Source organism: Pseudomonas sp. FP198 (assembly GCF_030687895.1).
Lineage (GTDB): Bacteria > Pseudomonadota > Gammaproteobacteria > Pseudomonadales > Pseudomonadaceae > Aquipseudomonas.
In genome coordinates this window covers 2,991,397-3,017,400 of the sequence record NZ_CP117452.1, presented here as the reverse complement: position 1 = coordinate 3,017,400, position 26,004 = coordinate 2,991,397, and the positions used below count along the sequence as shown (strand labels likewise).

The window sequence follows — 26,004 nt, the reverse complement described above, 5'->3', positions numbered from 1 at the left end:
CCCTGGAAATGGGCTGCTGATCAGTGTCACCACCGAACCCTGTGGGAGCGAGCTTGCTCGCGATGGGGCCATTCGCTATTTCACCGATTTCAGAAACGCCGCCGTCTCCGGCTGCTGCGGATTGCCGATCACCTGGTCCGGCGGGCCGATCTCGTGGACCCGGCCATTGCAAAAGAACGCCACGCGGTCGGACACGTCGCGGGCGAAGCGGATCTCGTGCGTCACCAGCACCATGGTCATGCCGTCCTCGGCGAGCATGCGCATGGTGTCCAGCACCTCACCCACCAGTTGCGGGTCGAGCGCCGAGGTGGCTTCGTCGAACAGCATGTAGTCGGGTGACATCGCCAGCGCCCGGGCGATGGCCATGCGTTGTTGCTGGCCGCCGGACAGCTTGCCGGGGAAGGCCTTGAGCTTGTCGCCCAGGCCGACGTGCTCAAGCTGCCGCACCGCCAGCGCCTCGGCGTCCTGTTTGCTCTTGCCCAATACCTTGCGCGGCGCGAGCATGACGTTTTCCAGCACGGTGAGGTGGGGAAAGGCGTTCCATTGCTGGAAGACAATGCCGATCTTCTGCCGCAAGCGATTGAGGTCGGTGGCGCTGTCGTGGACCTCCACGCCGTCCACGCGGATGCTGCCTTTCTGGATCGGCTCGAGGCCGTTGATGCACATCAGCAGGGTCGATTTGCCGGAGCCGGAGCCGCCGATGATCGAGACGACTTCGCCCTTGTCCACCGTCAGGCTGACGCCCTTGACCACCTCCAGGTTGCCGAAGGATTTGTGCACGTTTTCGATCTCAATCATTTTCCTGCCACCTTTTTTCCAGGCGCGCGCCGAGGCGGGCGACCACCAGGCTCATGACGTAGTAGATGAGGCCTGCGATGCACAGCACCAGCAGGGGTTCTTGGATCCGCGTGACAATGGTCTGCGAGGCGCGGAGCAATTCGACGATGCCGATCCACATCACCAGGGCGGTGTCTTTCATCACCCCCAGCACCAGGTTCAACCAGCCGGGGAAGGCCACCCGCGTGGCGATCGGCAGGACGATGAAGCGCAAGTCCTGCACGTAGCTCAGGCCCAGGGAACGACTGGCCCGCCGGGTGCTCAGCGGCACCGCCAGCACGCCACCGCGGACGATTTCGGTGAAATACGCGGCGGCGTAGACGCCGAGCACGATACAACCGACGGCGAAGGCACTGAGGTCCAGGCCGACGATGCTCTTGAGGGAGTTGAACAACACGAACTGGATCAGCAACGGCACACTGCGAAACACGTCCAATACCCAGGCCAGCGGCAGGCTGGCGCGGGGCAGCAGCGCCCGCAACAGGCCGAACAGCAAGCCGGCGACGGTGCCCAGCAGGATCGACCAGGCGGTCAGTTGCACCGTGACCCAGGCACCCTCGAGCAGGTACAGCACGTCATTAACGGTAAGGCTTGTAGAAAACATGACCAGCCCTCAATAACGAAACAGCCGCCAGGACAACAGCCGGGCCAGCCCGACGATCAGCTTGGCGATCAGGTAGTACAGCAGCGCCGCGAGGGCGAAGTATTCGAAGGTGCGGAAGGTCTTGACGTTGTATTCCTGGGTCACGCCGGTGAGGTCGTTGTTCAAGCCGACCACCACGCCCAGGGAGGTCATCAGCACCGCCCAGACCATCTGGTTGGTCAGCGGGTAGAAGACGATGCGCAGCAACTGCGGGACGATGATCATCCGATAGGCCTGGAACGCGCTCATGCCCAGGGAACGGGCGGCGCGCATCTGCGTGCCCGGCACCGCCTTGAGGCCGCCGCGAAAATTCTCGGCCAGATAGCCGGCGTTGTTGAAGGTGATGCCGGCCAGCAAGGCGAACCATGAGCTGACGTGCAGGCCGAGGGAGCCAAGACCGAAGTAGAGGATGTAGATCTGGAACAGCGACGGCGTGTTGCGGGCGATCGATACCCAGCCATTGCCAACGCCGCGCAACAACGGATGCCGGGCCTTGCGCATCACGGTCAGGAGCAGGGCGATCAGCACGCCGAAAATCATCGACAACGCGGCCGTTTCGAAGGTCACCCAGGCGCCGGCGAGCATATCGGGCAGCGCGCGCAGGGCCGGGCGCCATTGGAAGCTGTAGTCAAACATGGCTCGGGTTTCCCTTGCGTGCGATAGGTTGCAACCACTGCGGCGGCTGGCCGCTGGCCGTGGCGGTACAGGCGGCCTCGACGCAATCCCCGAGGCTGGCGAAGTGCACGCCGCGCCCCACCAGGCCGGGCGCATAGTGGGCGTACTTGGCGGAATTGGTCATCAGGGTCGTGGCGGCCGGAGGGATCACCGGTTCACCCAACATGCACCAGCAGGTGTCGGTGACCAGCGTCGCGCCGAAAGCCTCGATGGCCTCCAGGTGGCCGGCCTGGCGAGCCTGTTCCAGCACGGCGCGACCGCAGGTGATCGCCACTACCACGTCGGGGTGTCTGGTTCGTCCCGCGCAAAGGTTCGCCAGGGTGGCGAATTCACTCAGGGAGAAGTGCGGATTACCCAGGGAAACCACATCCACATGGCGGTGCCGGGCGCTGTTGAGTTCGCGCCAACTGGCAAGCAGTCCCGTCGCGTCCACGGTTTTCCCCGGTAACACGGTGTCGTGATCCAGGACCTGGGCCGGGTCTATCGCCTCCGGCGTCACCCCGGCGATGTGGAACAACGGCGCCGCGCTGGTGGTGGCGAACGCGGCGCCGAAGGCTTTCAAGTCGTCCAGGGTCGGCGCGGCGTCTTCCAGGCCGCGAATCAGCGGGATGCGCCGCCCCGTGAGGCCGCCAACGTGATAGCCGAGCAGCGGGTAGAAGCTGTCGTCCGCTGATTCGAGCCTGTGCACCTCGACGATCAGGCCGGCCTTGCGCTGGTCGTCGAGATGACAACCTGCCAGCGGCGCGCGGCCACACAAGGCGATGCAGATATCGAGGAAGTCCGGGTATTTCTGCGTCCGCGCACCGAGCACGCTGTTGGCATAGACCACCGCGTTCGACTCGGCCCAGACGATCTGCTCGCCGGCCGCCGGCGCGGTATCGAGCAGGTAGGGCGCACAAGTGAAGCTCAATTGCGCGCCCATCGCCATGTAGGCGTCGCCCAAGGCACTGGCCGGCTCGCCCAGCGCCGGATCGACGCCGAGCTCACGCCAGCGGCGCTGGTCCACGGAAATCGAATTGAGGGTGGTGGGTACGCATACCTTCGCGCCCCACTGCACCAGTTGTTCGGCAAAACGCAGGCTGGCCGGGCCGGTATAGATGCAGCCGTCGATATGGGCCTGGGTAATGTCCAGCAGCTGTCCGGCGCCCTGGATGTCGGCCATGCGCAGGACGATTTTTATTGCCACTTGGGCAGCCTTGCCATGGACCCCGTCCAGCAGCGCCTGGTCCCGTTCGTTCAAGCAAATGCTGGAGGGCCTGAACGGCTGCGCGCAAGTATTTTCTCCACGCCATTGGTCGTTGGGCCGAAGCCCGGACAAAGTCAGGCGGTTGCCCTCGATACGCCCGAAGCCCTGGCCGCGCAGACCGCTGAACGCCTCGCTGCCGATGCACAGCACCGGCAGCGAGCGCTGGAAAACCACCTCGGCGACGAGCACGCCCAGAGTGAGGATTTCATCGGCTTCGGCCAGCACCAGTGCCGCCGGTGCATGACCGTTGCTGATGAGCTCCATCAACACGCTGCTGCCGGTGCAGGAGCCGCGCCCGCTGGGAATCGCCAGCACGCGCCCGGCCAGGCGCTCGCCACTGAGCGGGTGGTGTCGGTCGATGACTTCGCCCGTGGCCGGATCAACCCCGCCCCAGAAGCTCAGGCCGACATCGGCGAACAACAGGCTGCCCTCGGCGGCACCCTCGACCAGGCTGCGGCCCTGCAGGCGGATAGGCGTGCTCGGCATACCGCGATCCTCAGTAATAAACCTGCGGCACGGTCAGGTTGGCCGGCGGGATGTCGCTGCCGACCCACTTCACGAAGAGCTCCTTGTAGCGGCCGGTCCGCACCTGCTGGTTGACGAACAGGTTGAGGTAATTGAGCAGGCCGTATTCGTTGCGCTTGGCGCCGAGGGATACGTAGTCGATGACGTAAGGCGCGTCTCCGGCGATCTTCAGGCCCTTGTACTTGCCCGACTTGATGGTCGCGGCAGCGACGGTGTTGGTTACGACAGTGGCATCGATATGGCCCTGGGCGACGGCCAGCAGTGTGTCGTTCTGCGATTGATAGGCGCGGAAACTGCCGCTGCCCCAGCTCTTCTGGTCTTTCTCCAGGGCGATGGCTTCATAGGTGCTGCTGGTGTTGCCGAGCTTCTTGCCCTTGAGGTCGGCGTAGCCGTTGATGCCGGTGTCGTCGCGGGTCAGCACGACCATCTGGAAAGCGAAGTAGGGCACGGTCAGGCCGACGGTCTTGGCCCGCTCCAGGGTGTCGGAAGTGGAGGCGACGATGACATCGGCGCGGCCCGAGAGCAGCGCGGGGATTCGGTCGGAGAATGGCGTTTCGACGACCTCCGCGTCGACGCCGAGAACCTTCGCCAGGTCATGGCAATAGTCCACGTCGAATCCTGCCGGTTTGTTGCTTTCATCGCGAAAGCCCATCGGTGGGAAATCCAGTGTCACCGCGCAGCGCAGTTTTCCCGAGCCGATGATGTCGTCGAGTTTGTCGGCATGGGCGGGAAGGGCAAGCAGGGGAAACAGGACCACGCCGAGGGCTACGGCCAATGCAGGGTTTTTCATAAATGCCTCGCTGTCGAATAAATGCTGGGAAATATCGTATTGAGGATTTCGTATACGATATTAGATAAGCAATCGACGTGCCTGTTTTTGTTTTTTCGATAACGCATTGGTAAGCGCTTGATATACCGACAGTTGCTGATGCTGCTTGCTGGCGTCGGCGAGCAGGCGCGACAGGTGTGGTGTTACAGATGGGAGCAGTGGCACTCGGGGACGCCCGATAAAGGAACAGCCATCAGCGCTGGTTTTCCCGATATTGGCTGGGAGACAGGCTGGTCAGCGCGCGGAACTGGCGACTGAACGCGCTGTGATCGGTGTAGCCGCAGCGCAGGGCGATCTCGGTGATGGGCAAGGCCTGGTCCAGCAGCAAGCGCGAGGCTTCTTCGAGGCGTGCCTTGTGAATCATCTGCCGGGGCGTGAGCTGGAAGATGCGCTTGCAGTGTCGCTCCAGTTGCGCCACCGACAATCCGGCGATGGCGGTCAGCTCGGCGAGGCTGATGGTGCGGGCGAAGTGGCGCTTGATATGTGCATCCACCGCGGCCAGCTTCTGGAACGCCGGGTGGCTCGATTGTGGCAGTTGCAGGTCACGGGAGATTCCGGCCAGGCCGACGATCCGGCCAGTGGGGTCGTGCAGGGCCAGTTTGTGGGTCAGGCACCACACTGGCTGGTTGCCGTAGTACAGGTGCAGTTCGAGTTGGTCGGCCAGTTCTCTTCCGCTGGCAAGCACTCGGCGGTCCTGTTCGGTGTACAGCGGGCCGAAGCGTTCGGGGAATACCTGTTCGGCGGTGAGGCCGAGCAGGTCGTTGCGCTCCTTGAAACCGCAGCGCCGGGCCAGGGTCTGGTTGACGAAGGCATAGCGGGCCAGGTTGTCCTTGATGAAGAACACTGTGTCGGTGAGGGTGTCGAGCAGCGGCGCGATGGGTTGCAAGCTTTGGAGCAGGGTGTCGAGGTCGCAGGGGGGTAGGGAGGCGAGTGAGGGGTACATGGCGGTGTCGTTTTTTTGGTGAGGCAGGGAGTGTCGGTTGGAAGTGATGGGCTTGTCACGCGCTCCGTCGTCTGGCTTTATCTGTCTCTGGTGTGTATATCCGTTGCTGCGGTCATGGCGGCTTATGGTTCCGCCCTTACGGCGGCTCACTTTTGAGAAGCGCAAAAGTAAGCAAAACGCTCTTGCCCCACCACTCGGTGCCTCGCCTAGGCTCGGCATGCCCTCACTCCGGCATTGCTCCGTGGGCCGCCGCGAAGGGCCATCCATGGCCCAGCGCGGCTAACCCGGCATCCATGCCGGGTTGCCCACTGCGCAATGCCTGCGTTCGGCCAGCGTGGTTAATGGGGCGCTGAGATCAAAGTCAAAAGCAGAGCAAGAGCAAGAGCAAGAGCAAGAGCAAGAGCGGGGCGCTTGGATCCAGGCGCCTCCGGTCGATTGCTTTGAACTCGGCCACGGCGATCATTTCTACATGCACCCCGATCAAGCCGAGGCACTATCCGCGCGATGCCCAGAATCCTGACTCACCCTACGCCTGAAGAAGAACTGACCGAGCACAATGCCAAGCTGTTTGGCTCGCCCAAGGAGCGGCTGGATTTCTATCGGCGGGAAATCCAGTACGAAACTAGTATTCTCGCCAATCGAACCGACGCGTATCTGGCCGCACAGTCTTTCCTGGTGATTGCCTTCGCGTCGTGCATGGCCAACCTGAATCCGGAGTGGGGCAAGCTTTTCACGCTGATTGTGCCGCCATTTCTGGCGCTGCTCGGTTTCCTGAGTTCGCTCAACGCCTGGCCGGGCATTCGGGCGGCCTACGAGATCATTGACCACTGGCATTTCAAACAGAGTGAGTTGCTGCGCAGTGAGCCGTTGATGGGTCTGGCCTATGACGAGTCGCCGCTGTTCAGCGAGCGTGAATCGACCCACAAGGGTTATCGCAAGTCGCTGCTGTTTTCGGTGCGCACACCGTGGATCTTCGCGGTGTTCTGGGTGTTGCTCGGGGTGTATTCGGTGTTCATCCAAGTGACCGACCCGGGTGGCTGACTGTCACTTTTTTCGGCGCTCATACCACGCCAGTGCGGGTTGGGTGCTCAGGCCATGGACCAGGATGCTCAGCGCCACCACTGACAGCGTAAGGTCGATGCACAGTTGTGCCACTTCGGGTTGCAGGTGATGATTCAAGGCGTAGAACAGGTAAAACAGGCTGCCGATGCCGCGTATGCCGAACCAGCCGATCAATAACCGTTGCGGGCCATCCAGCAATCTCCCCCAAGGCATCGCCAGCACGCTCAACGGGCGAATCACCGCGAACAGCAAGGCGCCGATGGCCAGGGCCCGCCAATCCCAGTGATGGGCAAGGACCACGCCGAGCAGTGTGACCAGGAATACTTCCATGGAGCGCTCCACCAGGCTGCCGAACGCCAGCATGTCGCTCATCATCACCCCGGCCGCCACCTGGCCGTCGTCCAGGGCCTGGGTGTCGCCGTGCACGGCCTGCTCCGGTTCAACCGCTTCATGGCCCACCAGCGGTTGCACCAGATGCTCGGCCGGCGGCGCGTTTTCATCGGTGGACTCGACTTCGGCCTGACGCAATCCCAGGCCGGCGGCGAACACCGAAAGAAAGCCATAACCCTGCACCGACTCCGCCGCCACGTAGGCCAGGGCGATCAGGGCCAGGGCCAGGTAATCGTTTGGCGACAGGGTACTGTCGGCGTTCTTGATGCGCATCGACAAGGTCAGCCGGCCGATGCCACGCCCCAGCCAGTAACCGATCAACAGCCCCGCCGGTACAGCCCACAAGACGTTGCGCAAGGCCCACTCGCCGAGGAAGCCGCTGCCGTCTTCCTGCAGCATGAGCAAGCCAAGGATGACAAAGGGAAACGCGGTGCCGTCGTTCAGCCCGGCTTCCCCGGACAAGCCGAACCGCACGCGATCATCGTCGCGGGCATCATTGACCTGCACCAGCGCCGCCAGCACTGGGTCGGTGGGCGCGAGCATCGCGCCGATCAGCATGGACACGCCCCATCCGAGGCCAAACAGGTAATGCAAGATCAGGCACAGGCCGACGATGGTCAGGATCATTACCGGACCGGCCAGCCCGTAGGCCACGCGCCAGCTGCGGTTCTTCAGTGGCAGGCGCAGCTTGAGGCCGCTGACGAACAGCGAGAACACCACCGCGACTTCGGTCAGGTGCTCCATCCAGACGGACGAATCGTCGACCCCCAGCCGCAGCAGTCCCAGCCCCGCCGGGCCAATGGCGACGCCCAGCACCAGGCACACGGCCGAGGTGGTGACCGGCATCCAGCGCAGGTAGGACGACGTCAGGGCCAGGGTCAGCAACACGGCACCGAGCACCGCTACCCACACTGTGAAGATCATGGTTGCTCCTTGGATAATCAGCAGGCACAAAACTGTGGCGAGGGGATTTATCCCCGCTGGGCGCGAACCGCCCCTTGGTACCAATACCTCGCAATGCCTGGCCCAATCCCAAGGGCTGCTTCGCAGCCCAGCGGGGATAAATCCCCTCGCCACACTGCGGTCGCCTCAATGCGCTTGCTACGTTCGAGGGTGTTAGCGAAGCGAGGGTTCCCCGGCATATCGGCAGCCTCCCGTTTATCCGGGCGCTTTTCGATCCAGGGGAATTTTTTCCCGTGCGCGAGGCTCTGCAATGGAAGAGACGTGCTGATCGAGCGTCCCGTCGAGAAACCCAAGAGGCCTTTATGACTGCGCTGACACCCCTCCAATCCAGGCCTGCCACCGCGCAGCCATTCACCACTGCCGGCAACGTTCGTCAATGCTACGAGCGGCTGTTGCAGGGCCCCGACGACAGCGACAAGCAAGCCGATGCCCATGCCTTCCTCCAGCCTTGCCTGGAGCAGGCCGCGGCGTTGCCCCAGGAGATGCCCGACGATCCGGCGGCGCTGCTGGCCTGGGTAGAACAACACAGCGCCGGCGTGGCCCGGCAGTACGCCGACTACTTGGAGCGACGTAAGAGCGGCGGTCGTCGGGAGTTCTTCCACAGCAAGGCCCACGCCTTGTATTTCCTGCAGGCGGTGGGGCCGACCAAACTGGTGGATGGCGCCTGGTTGTACGGCGTGCTCAGTCACTGGCATGACCACCGCTTCGAAGGGCTGCTGTGTACCTATCTGGAGGAGCTCGGCGATGGAGTGCCGGCCCAGAACCATGTCGTGCTCTACCGCAAGCTGCTGGCCGAACACGGCCTGTCGGACATGCCCGACATTCACGATGACCGCTACCTGCAAGGTGCGGTGCAACTGGCCCTGGGCTACGCCGGCGACGAATATCTGCCCGAGGTCATCGGCTACAACCTGGGCTACGAACAATTGCCACTGCATTTGCTGATCAGCGCCTATGAGCTGAGCGAACTCGACATCGACCCGTATTACTTCACCCTCCATGTGACCATCGACAACGCCAGCACCGGCCATGCCCACAAGGCTGTGCAATCGCTGCTGCAACTGATGCCGATGGAGGCGGATCGCGAATCCTTCTGGCGTCGGGTCACCTTGGGCTATCGCCTCAACGACCTGGGGCAGGGCAGCCGGGCGGTCATCGAGTCGTTTGACCTGGAACGCGAAGTCCTCGACATGCTTGAGCGCAAGCGCCCGTTTGGCCAACACATGCATTCCGATTACTGCAAATTCGAAGGCAAGACCGTCAACCAATGGCTGGCGGAGCCGGGGCAGCTGGAAGGTTTCCTCAAGGCCATGCAAGGCAAAGGCTGGATCCGGCGCCACGAAGACCCGCAGAACAGCCGCTTCTGGACCCTCATCGAAGGCGCTGGCGCGGCGATGTTCGGGGTCTTCAGCCCTTACGAAAAGCAGCTGTTGCACGATTGGATCGCCGGTGACTGGTTGGAGGAACGCGGTCGCTCCGGCGCCCGCCGCAGCCTTGGCGCGGCGCAGGATACCCAGGCACCGACGCAGGATCCGGACGTGCAGAACCTGCAGCAATTACTGCGGGGCAAGGCGCCCGATGCGCAGATGCAGATCCTCATGCCCTGGCTTTCGCCGCGCGCCCATAGCCATCCGGCCGGCCTGCTGGCGACCCGCCGGTTCATCGAACTCAAATCCGCCCTTCGTTAGGAGCCCTGCATGAATCAGGAAGATCGCCTGTCCGAACCCGACCTGGCGCTGCTGCAACTGGGACGTCGCCTGCACGCCGACGGCTACCGTTTCATCACCCCGACGCCGTTGACCCATGAACGGGTCAATAAACGGCCCGGCAACGAGCGCTCGAAGACCCTGCGGGACGTTTTCGGCTGGTCGCGGCCGTTTGCGCCAGGGCTGATTTCCGCCGATGAGCAGCGTCAGTTGCAAGAGGCGCAGGTGCTGGAGGAACGTGCCGGCCTGTTGTACAGCCGCGTGCGTTGGTCGAGCCTGGACGGCATGCTGTTCGCCCATTCGCAGTTTCCCACCCAGGCCAATGACGCAGTGTTTTTCGGCCCGGACAGCTACCGGTTCGCCCATCTGATCCATACCCACCTGCAACAGAATTTCACCGCGGTGCATCGGGCCGTGGACATCGGCTGCGGTGCCGGTGTCGGGGCCATGGTGATCGCCCGCGCCCGGCGCGAGGCCGAGGTTCTTGCGGTGGACATCAATCCCCTGGCCCTGCGCCTGTGCGCGGTCAACGCCGCGCTGGCCGAGGTTGCCAACGTCGAAATCGCCCACAGTGATGTTCTCCGGGACGTCGAGGGCAGCTTTGACCTGATCGTTGCCAATCCACCGTACATGGCCGACCCGGCCGAGCGCGCCTATCGCCATGGCGGCGGCGCGCTGGGCGCCGGCCTGTCGTTGCGCATCGTCGAGCAGGCGTTGCCCCGGCTCACGCCCGGTGGCTCGCTGGTGCTCTACACCGGCGTGGCGATGGTCGACGGTCGTGATCCGTTCCTGGAGGCGCTTGGCCCTTGGCGCGACTCGGCGGAGTACGGCTGGACTTACCGGGAACTGGACCCGGATGTCTTCGGCGAGGAATTGCTGACCCCGGGTTATCAGGACGTGGAACGGATCGCCGTGGTGGCGTTGGTTGTCACCCGCACGGGTGCGGGTATCGGAGGGAACATCGATGAACAGGCGTCTGAAGTTCGGCATTGAAGAGGAATATTTCCTCACCGACCTGCAAACCCGGCACATGCCCGACCAGCCGCCCGCGGCGGCGATTGCGGCATGCCGGGAGGAGCTGGGGGAAAATTTCGCCCACGAGATGTTCCTGAGCCAGGTGGAGATGGCTTCGCCGATCTTCCAGAACCTGGCGGAGGCCGCCGATTACCTGGCCCAGGTGCGCAGCGGCCTGACGCGGCGCCTGGCACCCCACGGCCTGGGATTGTTGAGCGCCGGCTCACATCCGATGACCACCGTCGGCTTGCAGCCCACCGACGAGCTGCACTTCCAGCAATTGTTCGACGACTACCAGCGAGTGGCGCGCCGCAGCGTGTTATCGGGCCTGCATGTACATGTGGAAGTCCCGGGCGATCAGGACCGGGTCAAGGTCATGAACGAAGTGTTGCCGTGGCTGCCGATGTTGTTGGCGCTGAGTGCGTCTTCGCCGTTCTGGAACGGCGGCTACAGCGGCTTCAGCAGTTATCGCCAGGTGGCCTGTGATGAATGGCCGCGCATGGGCGTGCCGGAGTTCTTCGCCGACGAAGCCGCATTCAACGGCTACGTCGACATGCTCACGCGCACCGGCTCCATTCGCCAGCCCAGCGATTGCTGGTGGGTGCTCAGGCCCTCGTCGCGTTACCCGACGCTGGAGCTGCGCATCTGCGATGCCTGTCCACGGATCGACGACGTCCTGTGCCTGGTTTCGCTGTTTCGCCTGATGGTCGCCCATGCCTGCGCCCAGCCCAAGCCGGGGGCCGACTACAGCCTGATGTCGCAGTGGATCCTCAAGGAAAACCGCTACCGGGCCAAGCGCCACGGCATCCTGGCGGAGTTCATCATCGAGGGGCAGGAGCAGCCCATGCTCATTGGCGAATGGTTGAACCTGGCCGAGCAGACCTTCGCCGACGTCGCCACAGCGCTGGGTGTACAGGACGTGTTCAAGCAGGCCCGCCGGATCGTTCAGGAGGGCACCAGTGCTGATCGCCAGGTCGTGCTGTATGAACAAGGCTTGTTGCTGGGGGACTCCATCGAACAGGCCTTGAGTCGGGTCGTTGATCAGTTGCTGTCGGAAACCGCTGGCATGCCCGTGGCCGATCCGACCCTTGCGCAAGTTGCAGGTGGCCCATGACCAGCAAAACCCTTGAAGACTACAACCGCATGCGCGACTTCGCCGCCACCCCGGAACCGGCGGCGAAACGCTCGCGCAAAGCGGCGAAAACCGCCCACGCCTTGCAATACTGCATCCAGAAGCACGACGCCACGCGGCTGCATTACGATTTTCGCTTGGAGCTGGACGGCGCGCTCAAGAGCTGGGCAGTGCCCAAGGGACCGTCCCTGGACCCGAAGGTCAAGCGCCTGGCCGTGCATGTCGAAGACCATCCGCTCGATTACGCGACCTTCGAGGGCAGCATTCCCGAAGGGCACTACGGTGCCGGCGAGGTCATTGTCTGGGACCGGGGCGTGTGGATCCCCCAGGGCGATGTACACGAAGCCTACGAGAAGGGCCGGCTCAAGTTCGAGCTGCGCGGAGAGAAACTCGCCGGCCTGTGGAACCTGGTGCGCACCCATATGCCCGGCAAACAGGAGCAATGGTTCCTGATCAAGCACCAGGACGACGCGGCCCGTCCGGAGAGCGAGTACGACGTGGTCCAGGCCGAGCCGGACAGCGTGCTCAGCGACCGCACGATCGTGCCCAAGCGTAGAGGCAAGGCCGCTGCCGCCAAAGCGGTAAAACAACCGGAAAAAGCCGCGCCGCCGAAACCGTCGAAAAAAACTGCGAAGACCACCCTCAGCGGCGCCGTTGCCGGCCCGATTCCCGAAACCCTCAAGCCGGAACTGGCGACCTTGGTGGAGAGCGCGCCCGATGGCGACTGGCTCTACGAGATCAAGTTCGACGGCTATCGGGTCATGGCGCGTATCGACAATGGCGATGTGCGCTTGATCACCCGCAACGGCCATGACTGGACCCATAAACTGCCGAAACAGGCCGAGGCCCTGGCTGCGCTGGGGCTGGAGTCGGCCTGGCTCGACGGCGAGATGGTTGTCGCCAACGAGCAGGGCGTACCGGATTTTCAGGCCCTGCAAAACGCCTTTGATGCCGGCAGCAGCGGCAAGATCGCCTATTACCTGTTCGATTTGCCCTACCTCAACGGCATGGATCTGCGCAAAGTGCCGGTGGAGGAGCGCCGGGCCGCGTTGGCAGCGGTACTTGAATCGAATGAAGATCCGTTGCTGCGTTTTTCCGACGCCTTCGAGGAAACCCCCGAAGCACTGCTCAACAGCGCTTGCCAGATGCGCATGGAAGGATTGATCGGCAAACGCCAGGGCAGCGCCTATGTGTCGCGGCGCAGCAGCGACTGGATCAAGCTCAAATGCAAGAATCGCCAGGAGTTTGTCGTGGTCGGCTTCAGCGAGCCCAAGGGCTCGCGCAGTGCGTTTGGCGCCTTGTTGCTGGGCCTGCATGACGTCGACAGCGGTGAGCTGCGGTATGCCGGCAAGGTCGGCACCGGTTTCAACGAGACGACGCTCAAAAGCATCCACCAGCAACTGTTGCCACTGGAAACGAAAAAAGCCGCCGTGGTCAACCCGCCCACCGGTTACGAGGCCAAGGGCGTGCACTGGCTCAAGCCGGAATTATTGGCTGAGGTAGCGTTTGCTGAAATGACCAAGGAAGGCTCGGTGCGCCACGCAGTGTTCCATGGCTTGCGCAACGACAAGCCGGCCAAGGCGATTACCCAGGAACTGCCGAAACCGGTAGAGAAACCCGCCAGGAAAAAAACCGCCGCCAAGGAAGAGCCGGCGCCGGCCAAGACCAAGACCAAGACCAAAGCCAAGGCCAAGACCACCCAGGCACCGACCCTGGACGGCAAGGTGCGCATTACCCACCCGGACCGGATCATCGACGCCAGCAGTGGCACGACCAAGATGCAACTGGCCGAGTACTACGCCAGCGTTGCCGAGTTCATCCTGCCGGAACTGGCCGACCGCCCGGTGGCCCTGGTGCGCGCGCCGGATGGCATCGCCGGCGAGCTGTTCTTCCAGAAGAACCCCGAACGCCTGGCGATTCCCGGCATCACCAGCCTGGACAAGGACCTGACCGGGCAACCGGTGATGATCATCAACAATGCCGAAGCGCTCATCGGTGCGGTGCAGATGAGTACCGTGGAGCTGCACACCTGGAACGCCACCTCGGTCGATCTGGACAAGCCCGACCGTTTTGTCCTCGACCTTGACCCGGACCCGGCGCTGCCGTGGAAAAGCATGGTGGAAGCCACCCAACTGACCTTGTCGGTGCTGGATGAACTGGGCCTGAAGGCGTTTCTCAAGACCAGCGGCGGCAAGGGTATCCACGTGGTGGTGCCGCTGACCCGCAAGTTGGGCTGGGACGAGGTCAAGGGCTTCAGCCACGCCATTGTCAGCCACATGGCCAAGCTGTTGCCGGATCGCTTCTCGGCGGTATCGGGACCGAAAAACCGGGTAGGGCGGATCTTCATCGATTACCTGCGCAACGGCCTCGGCGCCACGACCATTTGTGCCTATGCCGCCCGCACCCGTGAAGGGCTGCCGGTGTCAGTGCCGATTTATCGCGAAGAAGTGGCCGAGCTCAAGGGCGCCAACCTGTGGAACGTGCACAACGTGCATGAGCGGCTGGCGGAGGTGGGGCATGAGCCGTGGGCGGACCTCAGGAAAACCCGCCAGAGCATCACGGCCGAGATGCGTCGGCGGATTGGGATGAAGGCAGCTACCAAGTAGCCCCTGGAAAGAAGGGGGCGCTCTGTGGCAAGTGTAATTATTGTGGCGAGGGGATTTATCCCCGCTGGGGCGCGAAGCGACCCAAAACTTACTTTCTCGGTATATCGGATGGACACAAGGGCTGCTTCGCAGCCCAGCGGGGATAAATCCCCTCGCCACAGATAACACCTGCCACGAATGAGCGTTTCTGCCAGATATTGCTGGTTCCTAGTAAACCCGCGCCCGCCGCAACTGCTCGATCGCTTCGATCAACTCGTCATAGGACACCGGTTTGCCGATGTGCTGGTCGAACCCCGACTGCTGCGACTTGTTCAGGTCGATAGCGGCACCGTATCCGGTCAGGGCGATGGCCGGGATGTTTTTGATGTGCGGCAACTCGCGCAGCGCCTGCATCAGTTCATGGCCATTCATCACCGGCATGCCGAGGTCCGAGATCACCACGTCGTAACGGCCGTCCCGGGCCGCTTCCAGCGCTTGCAACGGTTGATCGAAGGCAACGACGTTCGCGTCCTCCATTTCCAGCAGCAGCTTGAGGGTATCGAGCACGTCGGGGGAGTCGTCCACCAACAACACCGTCAAGCCGCTCAAACGTCCGGATTGCTCTTCGCAGGCTTGCGGCTTGGGCGCCAGTTCGGCGTTGCTCAAGGGCAGGCGAATGGTGAATGTGCAGCCTTTGCCCAGCCCTTCGGACTTGACCTCGACGCTGCCGCCGTGGGCTTCGGTCAACTGCCGTACCAGCGACAGGCCGATGCCCAGCCCTTCGCGCTGATGGGTCGCATGCTGGGTCTCGGCCTGGCCGAACAGGCCGAACACCTCGTTCAAGTGTTCCGCGGCAATACCGACGCCTGAATCCTTGACGTCCAGGCGAGCCATGCGCCCGTCCTGGCTGGCGATCAACTGCACGCGGCCGCCGTTCGGGGTAAATTTCAGCGCGTTGTTCACCAGGTTCCAGATGATCTGCTCCAGTCGGGTCGGATCGGCGTTGACAATCAGTTCGCTGCCGGGCCCTTCGGGGAGTTCCAGGGTGACCTTGTTCGGGTGGTTGTCGTTGATGACCACGGTGTAGATGTCTTGGAGCACGCGCCCGAGATCGACCGCCAAACGCTTGAGCTTGAGCTTGCCGGTGCGTACCCGGGCCACGTCCAGCAGGTCGTCGATGATGCGCGCCTGGCTGGTGACGGCGTCGCAGATGGTATTCACGGCCCTGGCCGCCGCGGTGACTGTCTTGGTCACCGGCAGGCGGCGCAGCAACTCGGCATTGAGCTGGATCAGGTTCAACGGGTGCTTGAGCTCGTGGGACATGACCGCGAAGAACTCGTCTTTCAGATGGTTGGTGTTCTGGGTTTCCATCAGCCGCTGGGTCTGTTCTTCATGCAGGCGCTTGTGGCCGGTGAGATCACGGGCAATCTTCACGTAGCCCTGCAAGTAGTCGCCACTGAGCAGCGTGACTTCGCCGCTGCAGAAGAAGCGGCTGCCGTCCTTGCGTTGATGCCAGCGCTCGTCTTCGCAGCGGCCTTTGGTGCGAGCGGTGCTCAGCTCGGTTTCCGGAGCACCGATGGCGCGGTCTTCGGGGGTAAACAGGAAATCGTAATAAGCGCCTTCGGCTTCGCCCTTGGTGTGGCCGAAAATCAGCTGCGCCCCGGTGTTCCAGCTGGTGATCACACCGTGTTCGTCGAGCAGGATGATTGCGTAGTCGCGGGTGCTTTCGGCGACCAGGCGCATGCGCTCCTCGCCCAGGCGCAGCTCCTCTTCAGCGGCCCGGCGCTTGGTGATGTCGATGAAGGTCAACACCGTGCCGTCGATGTGGTCTTCGCTGGAGCGGTAGGGCAATAGCCGGGCGATGTACCAGCGATCGTTGCTGCTGCTGACTTCTCGCTCGATCATGTTCAACGACTCGAACACCTGGGTGGCGTCCGCGGCCATGTCCGCATAATCGAGGCGGTGAGTGATATCCAGCAACGACCGGCCCGTGTCCACGGGCAGCATGCTGAAGATCTCCGTGGCCCTGGGGGTGAACCACTTGATGCGCATGCTGCGGTCGACGAACACCGTGGCAATGTCGGTGGAGGCGATCAGGTTGGTGAGGTAGTCGTTGATCTTGTCGGTTTCCTCGACCTTGGTCTTGAGCTCGTAGTTGACCGTCAGCAACTCTTCGTTGATCGATTGCAGCTCTTCCTTGCTGGTTTCCAACTCCTCGGTGGCCGAGCGCAACTCCTCGTTGATGGCCTGCATCTCTTCGTTGGAGGCCTTGAGTTCCTCACTGGAGACTTCAGCCTGCTCGATGGTGTCCTGCAGGTGCGACTTGGTCCGCTGCAGCTCCCGCTCCAGGTTGGCCAGCACCTGGTTTTCGGTCTGGCTGGTGATGGCGGCCACCTGATGGCTGGGATCGACTTCTTCCTCCTCGAATACAACGAGGGCAAATTCGCCGTCGGACAGCTCGTCGCGATAGGGCTGGACCAGCAGATCCACCAGGAAGCGCTGCCCATCACGCTCCAGATTGACCTGGCGAGACTTGACCGGTTGGCCGTTCTGGTTGACCTGGAACAACGCGGTGCGGATTTCCAGGCGCAACTGTGGATTGATCAGCGTCAGCAGGTTGCGGGTCATCTCGCCACCGACATGACGCAGGTAACGGCCGGCGCTTTCGGTCATGTGCAAGATCTCGGCATTGCTGTCGACAATGATGCTCGGTGGCGCGGCCCGCTCGATGGCCCGCAGATGAATATCGGCGAACGATACCTTGCGCGGCGTCATGATCTGCGGTGCGGCCAGGGATGAAGTGCTGCGCACGTAACCGCCGCGGGGCATGGTTGGCGTGCGCCGGCTGCTGGCGGTACCATATTTGGCCCGGAAGATCCGGTTGCGCTTGTCCACCGGACTGAACAGTTCATGGCAGGCGTCGGCTGATTCCGAGGAGCCGAGGAACAGATAGCCTCCCGGTCGCAAGGCAAAGTGGAACATCTGCAGGATTTCACGCTGCACATCGCGGTCGAGGTAGATCAGCAGGTTGCGGCAGACGATCAGGTCGATCTGCGAGAACGGCGGGTCCGACAGCAGGCTGTGCTTGGCAAACAGCACGCGCTCGCGGATTTCCTGGCGCACGCGGTAAGTCGCGCCTTCCTTCAGGAAATATTGGCGCAGGCGAGTGGGCGGTACGTCAGTAATGATCGCTTCCGGATAGGCGCCGCCACGCCCCACGGTAATGGCGCGCTCGTCGATGTCGGTGGCGAATATCTGCAGCATCGCGTTGCTCGAATCGTGCTGTAGCTGATCGCTGAGCAACATGGCCAGGGTATAGGCCTCTTCGCCGGTGGAGCAGCCGGCCGACCAGACCCTGATTTCCTCAGGCGGCGCGCTACCCGGCTCGACCGGCTTCAACAGGTTGGGCAGGACGTCGCGCTCCAGGGCTTCGAAGGCCTCGCGATCGCGAAAGAAATTGGTCACGCCGATCAGCAGGTCGCCCAGCAGCGCCTTGGTTTCCTCGGGATGATTTTGCAGATACGCGTAGTAGGCGCCCAAATCTGGTTGGGTGGTGACCTGCATGCGCCTCTCGATGCGTCGCAACACGGTGGCCCGCTTGTAATGCTTGAAGTCATGCCCGGTGCCGGCGCGCAGTTGCACCAGGATGTCATGCAGCGACTGCTCGGCGGCGGCCGCTTCGCGCTCGGAGGTTGGCGGTTGGGCATTGATCTCCGGATCGTTGGCCGTCGGCAGGCGAATTTCCCGAGAATTTCGCCACAGCTCCAGGAGCTTTTGCGGCATCTCCACCACGGGAAGCACCAAGTCGACCATCTGGGTGTCGATAGCGGCCTGGGGCATGCCGTCGAACTCGGCGTCCTGGGGTGATTGGGCGATGGTCACGCCGCCTTGTTCCTTGATGCGCGACAGGCCCACGGCGCCGTCGGAGCCGGTGCCCGATAGCACCAGGCAGAACGCTTGCTCCTTGTGTACGTCGGCCAGGTCACGGAAAAACAGGTCGATAGCCACATGCCCGCCTAGGCGCGGCTCGGCCGGCTTGACCTTCAGATATCCGTCGTTCATCGACAAGTGATGGGCAGGGGAAATGACATAGACATGGTTTTTCTGGATCGGGACCGTCTCGGACACCTGGAGCACAGGCATCTTGGTGGATTCCTGGATGATCCTGTCGGCGATGCTCTGATGGTCTGGGGCCAGATGCAGGACGATCACGAACGCCATGCCGTTGTCCTTGGGCATGTGCTCGAAGAACTGCTTGATGGCCTGCAAACCGCCCGCCGAGGCGCCAATTCCCACTACGGGAAAATCCAGGCTGCTGGGGCTCAGCTCTCGTCGCTGTGGCACATTGGGAGAGCGTTTGCTTGGTGAAGACATATGACATTGGCCTTAGGAAGGGCGGCGGAGCGGTCCAGCGCTTCCGCCTCGATGTTCAGGGTGCAAAAACTCGCAGGATAGTCGGGTTGGGCGAAGATTGCGAAGCTGATATTCGCCTGACCGCAGCTACCGCCATTGTGAGCCATTCACACAAGGTCAGCCCACCGGCACGCGCAAATACTCCGGTTGCAGATAGTTGAACCATAGCAGGATCATTTCCACCAGGATCGTGACCAGCACCAGCAAACCCACACCCCAGACGCTCGCCGAATACAACAGCCCTTGTTCCTTCTTCAGGCCCATGAACTTCGGCAGGCCGACGAACAGCAGGAATGTCGAGTAGACCGAAGCCAGCAACAGGACCACCACCGCCAGCCAACGGCTGGGGTACACCCCGAAGATCCCGGCGAGGAAGTACGGGGTTGCGGTGTAGGCGGCGAAACCGATGCATTGGTTGACCGTGGGCCGGGCCTCGAAGGTGCGCGACATCCAGCGGATGAACAGCCCCATCAGCGTGACGCCGACAACGATGGTCACGTACAGCAGGGCGCACAGTTGCAAGGCGCTGGCATGACTCAGCCTCACGGTCTCGTTTTCGGCCAGGCTCCAGCCGGTCCATGTGGTACCGATGAACAGGCACACCGCCGGAATCAGTGCAAGCAACAGCAGATGGGCCAGGTAATGGTGGGGATGAGCCTGTTCCTGCTCGCGAATGTCCCCCCAGGCGAATTCCGGATGGGTGAACAGTTTGACGAAAAGTACCGACATGACGACCTCCTGATCAGGACAGCCTCTGCGCGAGGCTCATACCGTTATGAGGTACAGGATCTGCCCGGGGTTTCATTTATTTGGCCGGGCCGGACGGCGGCGCGATAAAGGGAATGATTCGAAACGGCAAGGGTCAACCCATCAGCATCCATTAAGGACTGTATGCCATGACTGTTGCCCAATCCCTGGTTGATTATCTGCAAGAACATGAACTGCGCCTGACCACCGCCGAATCCTGCACCGCCGGGCTGATCGTCACGCTGCTGGCCGAAGTGCCGGGCAGTGGCTCGCTGATCGAAAGCGGCTATGTGGTGTATTCCCCCGAAGCCAAGCAGCGCTTGCTCGGCGTCAAGCCGCGCACCATCGATACCTTCAATCTCACCAGTCGCGAAGTCGCCGAGGAAATGGCCTTGGGCGCACTGCGCGACGCCAACGCCAACGTGGCGGTCGCCACCACCGGGCTGCTGGGGCCGGACGACAAGGACGGCATACCCGCCGGCACGGTCTGTTTTGCCTGGGCGTTTGAAGTGAACGGGCACCGTGCGCTGTTCAGCCGCCAGGAGCGGTTCTTTGGCGACCGGCGCCAGGTGCAGTTGCTCTCCAGCGAGTACGCCTTGCAGCAGTTGCCCGGCTATCACCAGCGCGCTTTGGCCGGTGAACTTCGATAGGAGAGGGCTCATGACCGATCAGTGCGAACAGGACGACCACCGTAGCCGTCAGTTTCCGGTGCGCGAGGACATGGCATTCCAGCACAAAGTCTGGCGTTTCGAGCGGGTGGGTTGGTACGTATTGGTGCTGTTGGTGATCCTGACCCTACTCGGGCTGTTTTCCCGCGGGCCGCTGAGCAGTCGCGAAGCGCAAAGCGCTGATGGCAGCATCGGCGTCGAATACGAGATGTTCCACCGCAACGGCTCGACCAACCCGCTGGTCATCCGTCTGCAGGGCCCTTCCAACGCAGTGCTGGAGGTGGAACTCGACGGCGATTGGCTGGAGGGGTTTGACGTGCAGAGCGTGCAACCGCAGCCCGTGCGTTCAGCGGCCGCGGGGCCGGGCATGAAGGTCTGGGTCCAGGCTGATCAACAGGGGCGGGCCAACTTGCACCTGTCATTGCTTGGAGAAGGCCTCGGTACCTATCAAAGCCACATCAAAACGAACAATGGCGCCGAGGTCACGTTCAATCAACTCATCTTTCCATAGGTGACGTATGGATTCGGTACTGCGAGCCGCCGCGATGTACGTGGTATTGATGGTGCTGTTCAAGATCGCCGGGCGTCGCTCGCTGGCGGAACTCACCACCTTCGATTTCGTCCTGTTGATGATCATTGGCGAGGCCACGCAGCAGGCGTTGTTGGGGGACGACTTCTCGATGACCAACGCGTTTATGGTGATCGTCACGCTGATCGCCATCGACGTTGGCTTCTCGTTGCTCAAGCTGCGCTCCAACTGGGTCTCGCGGCTGATCGACGGCGGGCCGACCGTGATCGTCGAGGACGGGCGCATCCTGCGGGGCCGCATGCGCCACGCGCGGCTGGTGGAGGCCGACATCATGGAAGCGGCGCGATCGAGCCAGGGTATCGAGACGCTGGATCAGATCAAGTTCGCGATCATCGAACGCAACGGGAAGATTTCGGTGATTGCCAAGGAGTAGAGCTGACATCCTTACTGTGGCGAAGGCTTACTGTGGCGAAGGAGCTTTTGTGGCGAGGGGATTTATCCCCGCTGGGCTGCGAAGCAGACCTCTTGATCTTCCCTGATTTACCGAGGTGTCCTGATTTAGGGCCGCTTCGCGCCCCAGCGGGGATAAATCCCCTCGCCACAAAAAGCCCCCTTGCCACATACATTTATAGGATCGGCTTGCCCCCGGTCACCGCATACCGCGAGCCGGAAATATAGCTGGACTCATCCGAGGCCAGCAGCACGAAGATCGGCGCTACCTCCACGGGCTGGCCGGGGCGGCCCAGTGGGGTCTGGGAACCGAAGTTCTGCACTTCTTCCTCGGGCATCGTGGCAACGATCAGCGGTGTCCAGATCGGCCCTGGTGCGACGCTGTTTACCCGGATGCCCTTGGGCCCGAGCATCTGCGCCAGGCCACCGGTGAAATTGGCGATGGCGCCTTTGGTCGTGGCATAGGCCAGCAACGTCGGCTTGGGCATGTCCGAATTGACCGAGGTGGTGTTGATGATCGATCCGCCGGCCTTCATGTGCGGCACCGCGGCCTGACAGATCCTGAACATTGCGGTGATGTTGATATCGAACGTGCGCACCCATTCTTCGTCCGGAATCTCTTCCAGGGTTTCGTGAGTCATCTGGAACGCGGCGTTATTGACGAGGACGTCGATGCGGCCGAAGCGCGCCACGGTTTCATCGACGACCATGCGGCACTGGGCCTTGTCCGCCAGGTCGCCCGGCAGGAGCAAGCATTGCCGACCGGCCTGTTCGACCCAGCGCGCGGTCTCCTTGGCATCCTCGTGCTCGTTCAGGTAGGAGATGACCACGTCAGCCCCTTCGCGGGCGAAGGCAATCGCTACCGCGCGCCCGATCCCGCTGTCGGCGCCGGTGATCAGGGCAATCTTGTTCGCCAGGCGACCGGAACCCTTGTAGCTTTGTTCACCGCAGTCCGGATACGGGTCCATCTTCTGCTGGCTGCCGGGGACGGGTTGGCTTTGTTTGGGGAAGGGTGGGGTTGGGTAATCGGCCATTTTCGTTCTCCATGGCAGGTGGTTGCGATGGAGGGTGGACTGTGGCGTTTCAGGCAGAGTTCGGTCGGATTTTCCCATCGGTCGATGAGCGAGCGTTTTGTCGACCGTGTTCATGTTCGGCTGAACGTGGACACGGTCATGCTCTCCAATGACAACAAGGCTTCATAAGGAGAAGGGCATGTTCAGTCACATTCAGATTGGTGCGCGGGATCTACCGAAAATGGTCGCTTTTTATGATGCCGTGCTGGGGTGCCTGGGGTTGGTGCGCATGGACAGCGAAGACGACTCGGGCCCACCCGGGGAAGGCTGGCATCAGCCCGGCAGGCATTGGCCGCAGGTGTTCGTCCAGGTGCCGATCAATGGCCTGCTCGCGACCTGGGGCAATGGCATGCAAGTAAGCTTCGCCGCCGATTCACAGCAAACCGTCCGCGCAGCCTGGGAAATGGCCATCGCCATGGGCGGCTTCGACGAAGGCGCGCCGGGGCCGAGGCCGCAATATTCAAAAGACTATTTCGGGGCCTACTGCCGGGATCCGGAGGGCAACAAGTTGTGCTTTGTGCATACCCCGGATATGCATGATTGACCCGATCTTGAGGTGATCTGCTCCTGTGGTGAGGGGATTTATCCCCGCTCGGTTGCGCAGCGACCGTAGAAAAAACGGGGCCGCTGCGCGACCCAGCGGGGATAAATCCCCTCGCCACAAGAGCTCATTGTCGGCCCGATCAGCCTCTCGCCTTCAGGCTCCGCTCCATCCGCGCAAGACCTTCCTCCAGCAAGGCCCTCGGGCAACCGAAGTTCAACCGCACGAATTGCCCGGCGTCATCGCCAAAATCCATTCCGGCGCTCAAGCCGACCCTGGCTTCCTTCAGGAAAAACCCTTGCGGATCGTCCAGCCCCAGTCCGGAGCAATCCAGCCACGCCAGGTAGGTCCCCTGGGGCACGGTCATGGTGACGCCCGGCAGGCGGTTCTTCACCGCGTCGACCAGGTAATCCCGGTTGGCTTGCAGGTAGGCCTTTAATGCCTCCAGCCACGGACCTGCTTCGCTGTAGGCGGCACGAGTCGCCTCCAGGCCCAGGGCATTGACGCTGTCGACCATGCCGGCCCTGGCGCCGTTGACCCGCTCGCGCAGCCTGGCGTTCTGGATGATCGCAAAGGAGGTTTTCAGCCCCGCGATGTTGTACGCCTTGCTGGCCGACATCAGCGTGATGGTGCGCTCGGCAATCTCCGCACCGAGGCTGGCGGTGGGGATGTGCACGCGGCCATCGAAGCACAGTTCGGCATGGATCTCGTCGGAAATGATCCAGGCGTCCTGCTCGATACAAATGTCCGCCACGGCCTTGAGTTCGTCGCGCCCGAACACTTTGCCCAGCGGGTTATGTGGATTGCTCAACAGCAGCGCGCCGCCGCCCTGCAAGGCCTCGCGCAATGCGGCCAGGGGCGTGTGGAACTCACCGTCGAGCGGGGTGAAGGGAAGCTCCACCTTGTTCAGGTTCCAATGGCCCGGCGCATGACGCAGCGGCGGGTAGTTGGGCACCTGCACCACAACGTTCTGCTGCGGCTCGACCAACGCATGCAAAGCCATGTTGAAACCTGGCTCGACCCCCGGCAGGAACAGGATCTGCTGGGGCTCGACGCGCCAGCCGTACTTGCTCCAGAGATCGGCGACGATGGCGGCGCGCAGGCTGTCCTGGGCCACGCTGTAGCCCAGCATCGGATGCTCCAGGCGCTTGTGCAGCGCATCGATCACCATCGGCGGGGCGGCGAAGTCCATGTCGGCCACCCACATCGGCAATACCTCGGCCGGGTAACGGCTCCATTTGGTGCTGCCGGTGCCTTGGCGTTCGAACACCTGGTCGAAATCGAAAGTCATGGGGGTTCCATCAGTCAGGGAGTCGGAATCGCGCCATCATAAAGCAAAGAGGCTGGACAAAAAGATTGGTAGCTAATTGCCATTAATTTGTTTCAATGCGCTACAGTTTCGTCCCGAGACGTCGATATGCCGCCGACGGACGCCCCGTTCATGACAAGGACAGCCCGATGAAATCGCCCCTGCGCTTTAACGATCACTACCGCAAAGCCGATCGCATCATGCTCGGGCTGCTCTGGCTCACGCTCTTGTATTCGCTGGGCCTGGCATTTCTTCATTCGACCTTCACCCAGGCGCTGCTGATCGGCGCACCGACGTGCCTGCTGGCTACGCTGCTCTACCGCGGCCTTGGCGGCACCCGTGCGATGCGCTGCATCATCGCCATGGCGCTGATGGTCATGGCCGCGCTGCACATCAACCAGACCCGAGGCGTGATCGAGTTCCACTTCGGCATCTTCGTGCTGCTGGCGGTGTTGACGTTCTATCGCGACTGGCTGCCGATCGTCGTGGCCGCCGGTACCATCGCCGTTCACCACGTCGGGTTTCATTGGCTCCAGCATCAGGGCTACCCGGTGTTCGTGATGGATGCCCACGGCGGCTGGACGATGATTTTTGTGCATGCCTTTTATGTCGTCGTCGAAAGCGTGATTCTGATCTACCTGGCGAACCAGAGCCTGGCCGATGCAACGGACAACCAGGACGTCCTCGACAAGGTGCTGGCCGCCGCCGCGCAGTTGAGTCGTGACACCGACACACAACGCAGCCAGGGCGTGAAAGTCTCATCCGGCGCGCGTTTCGACCATTTCCTTGAGCAAGTGACCCACTTGGTGGACGGCGTGGTGCGCGATACTCGTCAGCTGTCGGACCTCGGCCAGGACCTGTCCCAGGTCGGCCAGACCCTGGAAAACGGCGCCCGGCACCAATTGGACGAAGTGGCACAGATGAGCGGCGCGATCGGCCAGCTGATGCAGGCCATGGAGAGTATTACCGGCCATGTTGGCCAGACCCTGCAGCGCGCCGGGCAGGCCAACGAGCAAGTCAACCAGGGGCGCACCACGGTTGACCAGACCCGGGAAGAAATTCTCGAGCTGGCGGGGCGGATCAACCTGACCAATGAAACCGTGCAACTGCTGGCCGAGCAGGCGCAGCAGATCGGCCAGGTGCTGGATGTGATCAACAGCATCGCCGAACAGACCAACCTGCTGGCCCTTAACGCCGCCATCGAGGCGGCCCGGGCCGGCGAGCAGGGGCGTGGGTTCGCCGTGGTCGCCGACGAGGTCCGGACGCTGTCCCAACGGACCTCGACCTCCACCACGGAAATCCAGCAGATCATCGCCAAGCTGCAACAGGGCAGCCGTCAGGCTGCGATCGCCATGCAAGACAGCCGTGAAGGGGTCGAGCGTTGCGTGTCCGCCAGCCAGCAGGCCTCGCAACTGTTGCATGCTGTCGTCGAAGACATCGCCGTGATCAACCATTTCAACGACCTGATCGCCAGCACCACCCAGCAACAGTCCGCGGCGTCGATGGGCATCCATGAGCGGCTGCAAACCGTACAGGCCGTGGCCGAGCGCAACGCCGACAACATCGGCGTGCTGACCCGCAGCAGCCAATGCCTGCCGCCTTTGGCGGAGCGGCTGGCGGCGCTGGGGCAGGCGTTTCATGGGACCGACCGGCAGCTTCAGCGAAAATAGCCTCGATACAAATGTATCGCTGTGTATCCAGCCCCGCTGTCGATACGAACTGAT

General features: G+C 62.5%; 21 protein-coding genes. 10 read left to right on the top strand and 11 right to left on the bottom strand.

Features of this window, described 5'->3' with window-relative positions; translation table 11 throughout:
- Window positions 1-75 precede the first annotated feature (75 nt).
- The 6 genes from PSH78_RS13755 to PSH78_RS13730 form a co-directional block, all read right to left on the bottom strand.
- Window positions 76-798, bottom strand: a complete 723-nt coding sequence (locus PSH78_RS13755) for an amino acid ABC transporter ATP-binding protein (protein WP_305494738.1) — start codon at window positions 796-798, stop codon at window positions 76-78.
- The gene (locus tag PSH78_RS13750) at window positions 791-1,441 is read right to left on the bottom strand and encodes an amino acid ABC transporter permease (protein ID WP_305494736.1); all 651 of its coding nucleotides are present in this window, start codon (window positions 1,439-1,441) and stop codon (window positions 791-793) included. Before PSH78_RS13750 ends, PSH78_RS13755 begins: the two co-directional genes overlap by 8 nt.
- Before the next feature lie 9 nt (window positions 1,442-1,450).
- Window positions 1,451-2,116 carry an amino acid ABC transporter permease gene (locus PSH78_RS13745; RefSeq protein WP_305494733.1) on the bottom strand — a complete coding sequence of 222 codons (666 nt, stop codon included), beginning with the start codon at window positions 2,114-2,116 and terminating at the stop codon, window positions 1,451-1,453.
- Entirely contained in the window at window positions 2,109-3,887 is a 1,779-nt protein-coding gene (locus PSH78_RS13740) for an aconitase X (protein WP_305494732.1), read from the bottom strand. Before PSH78_RS13740 ends, PSH78_RS13745 begins: the two co-directional genes overlap by 8 nt.
- Before the next feature lie 10 nt (window positions 3,888-3,897).
- Window positions 3,898-4,716: a transporter substrate-binding domain-containing protein gene (locus PSH78_RS13735; protein WP_305494731.1), complete on the bottom strand. Its 819-nt coding sequence runs from the start codon at window positions 4,714-4,716 to the stop codon at window positions 3,898-3,900.
- 232 nt (window positions 4,717-4,948) lie between these two features.
- Window positions 4,949-5,698: an AraC family transcriptional regulator gene (locus PSH78_RS13730; protein WP_305494730.1), complete on the bottom strand. Its 750-nt coding sequence runs from the start codon at window positions 5,696-5,698 to the stop codon at window positions 4,949-4,951.
- Between the two features lie 504 nt (window positions 5,699-6,202).
- On the opposite strand from PSH78_RS13730, the gene PSH78_RS13725 reads away from it, so the two are divergent.
- Entirely contained in the window at window positions 6,203-6,739 is a 537-nt protein-coding gene (locus PSH78_RS13725) for a hypothetical protein (protein WP_305494729.1), read from the top strand.
- Window positions 6,740-6,742: 3 nt separating this feature from the next.
- Here the strand turns inward: PSH78_RS13725 and PSH78_RS13720 are convergent, their stop codons facing one another.
- The gene (locus PSH78_RS13720; RefSeq protein WP_305494728.1) at window positions 6,743-8,074 is read right to left on the bottom strand and encodes a sodium:proton antiporter; all 1,332 of its coding nucleotides are present in this window, start codon (window positions 8,072-8,074) and stop codon (window positions 6,743-6,745) included.
- Between the two features lie 341 nt (window positions 8,075-8,415).
- On the opposite strand from PSH78_RS13720, the gene PSH78_RS13715 reads away from it, so the two are divergent.
- The 4 genes from PSH78_RS13715 to ligD are packed head-to-tail and all read left to right on the top strand — an operon-like array spanning window position 8,416 to window position 14,571.
- Window positions 8,416-9,801 carry an iron-containing redox enzyme family protein gene (locus PSH78_RS13715; RefSeq protein ID WP_305494727.1) on the top strand — a complete coding sequence of 462 codons (1,386 nt, stop codon included), beginning with the start codon at window positions 8,416-8,418 and terminating at the stop codon, window positions 9,799-9,801.
- A gap of 9 nt (window positions 9,802-9,810) precedes the next feature.
- Entirely contained in the window at window positions 9,811-10,812 is a 1,002-nt protein-coding gene (locus tag PSH78_RS13710; protein WP_305494726.1) for a class I SAM-dependent methyltransferase, read from the top strand.
- Entirely contained in the window at window positions 10,784-11,947 is a 1,164-nt protein-coding gene (locus PSH78_RS13705; protein WP_305494725.1) for a carboxylate-amine ligase, read from the top strand. The genes PSH78_RS13710 and PSH78_RS13705 overlap by 29 nt, the downstream gene beginning before the upstream one ends.
- The gene (ligD, locus tag PSH78_RS13700) at window positions 11,944-14,571 is read left to right on the top strand and encodes a DNA ligase D (RefSeq protein WP_305494724.1); all 2,628 of its coding nucleotides are present in this window, start codon (window positions 11,944-11,946) and stop codon (window positions 14,569-14,571) included. Before PSH78_RS13705 ends, ligD begins: the two co-directional genes overlap by 4 nt.
- Window positions 14,572-14,778: 207 nt before the next feature.
- On the opposite strand, the gene PSH78_RS13695 is transcribed toward ligD, so the two are convergent.
- Both PSH78_RS13695 and PSH78_RS13690 read right to left on the bottom strand, forming a co-directional pair.
- Window positions 14,779-18,924 (bottom strand): CheR family methyltransferase, encoded by a 4,146-nt coding sequence (locus PSH78_RS13695; protein WP_305494723.1) that lies wholly within the window; start codon window positions 18,922-18,924, stop codon window positions 14,779-14,781.
- A 156-nt stretch (window positions 18,925-19,080) separates the two neighbouring features.
- Window positions 19,081-19,692 carry a Yip1 family protein gene (locus PSH78_RS13690; protein ID WP_305494722.1) on the bottom strand — a complete coding sequence of 204 codons (612 nt, stop codon included), beginning with the start codon at window positions 19,690-19,692 and terminating at the stop codon, window positions 19,081-19,083.
- 167 nt (window positions 19,693-19,859) lie between these two features.
- Between PSH78_RS13690 and PSH78_RS13685 the strand changes: the two genes are divergently transcribed.
- The 3 genes from PSH78_RS13685 to PSH78_RS13675 are packed head-to-tail and all read left to right on the top strand — an operon-like array spanning window position 19,860 to window position 21,340.
- Window positions 19,860-20,360: a CinA family protein gene (locus PSH78_RS13685; protein WP_305494721.1), complete on the top strand. Its 501-nt coding sequence runs from the start codon at window positions 19,860-19,862 to the stop codon at window positions 20,358-20,360.
- Between the two features lie 10 nt (window positions 20,361-20,370).
- On the top strand, window positions 20,371-20,889 hold the full coding sequence (locus PSH78_RS13680) for a hypothetical protein (RefSeq protein WP_305494720.1): 519 nt from the start codon (window positions 20,371-20,373) through the stop codon (window positions 20,887-20,889).
- A gap of 7 nt (window positions 20,890-20,896) precedes the next feature.
- On the top strand, window positions 20,897-21,340 hold the full coding sequence (locus PSH78_RS13675; protein WP_305494719.1) for a DUF421 domain-containing protein: 444 nt from the start codon (window positions 20,897-20,899) through the stop codon (window positions 21,338-21,340).
- A gap of 193 nt (window positions 21,341-21,533) precedes the next feature.
- On the opposite strand, the gene PSH78_RS13670 is transcribed toward PSH78_RS13675, so the two are convergent.
- On the bottom strand, window positions 21,534-22,391 hold the full coding sequence (locus PSH78_RS13670; RefSeq protein WP_305494718.1) for an SDR family oxidoreductase: 858 nt from the start codon (window positions 22,389-22,391) through the stop codon (window positions 21,534-21,536).
- Between the two features lie 178 nt (window positions 22,392-22,569).
- Between PSH78_RS13670 and PSH78_RS13665 the strand changes: the two genes are divergently transcribed.
- The gene (locus tag PSH78_RS13665; RefSeq protein ID WP_305494717.1) at window positions 22,570-22,974 is read left to right on the top strand and encodes a VOC family protein; all 405 of its coding nucleotides are present in this window, start codon (window positions 22,570-22,572) and stop codon (window positions 22,972-22,974) included.
- Between the two features lie 139 nt (window positions 22,975-23,113).
- Here the strand turns inward: PSH78_RS13665 and PSH78_RS13660 are convergent, their stop codons facing one another.
- Entirely contained in the window at window positions 23,114-24,262 is a 1,149-nt protein-coding gene (locus PSH78_RS13660) for a MalY/PatB family protein (RefSeq protein ID WP_305494715.1), read from the bottom strand.
- Window positions 24,263-24,429: 167 nt separating this feature from the next.
- Between PSH78_RS13660 and PSH78_RS13655 the strand changes: the two genes are divergently transcribed.
- Entirely contained in the window at window positions 24,430-25,950 is a 1,521-nt protein-coding gene (locus PSH78_RS13655) for a methyl-accepting chemotaxis protein (protein ID WP_305494714.1), read from the top strand.
- The last annotated feature ends 54 nt before the right edge of the window (window positions 25,951-26,004 follow it).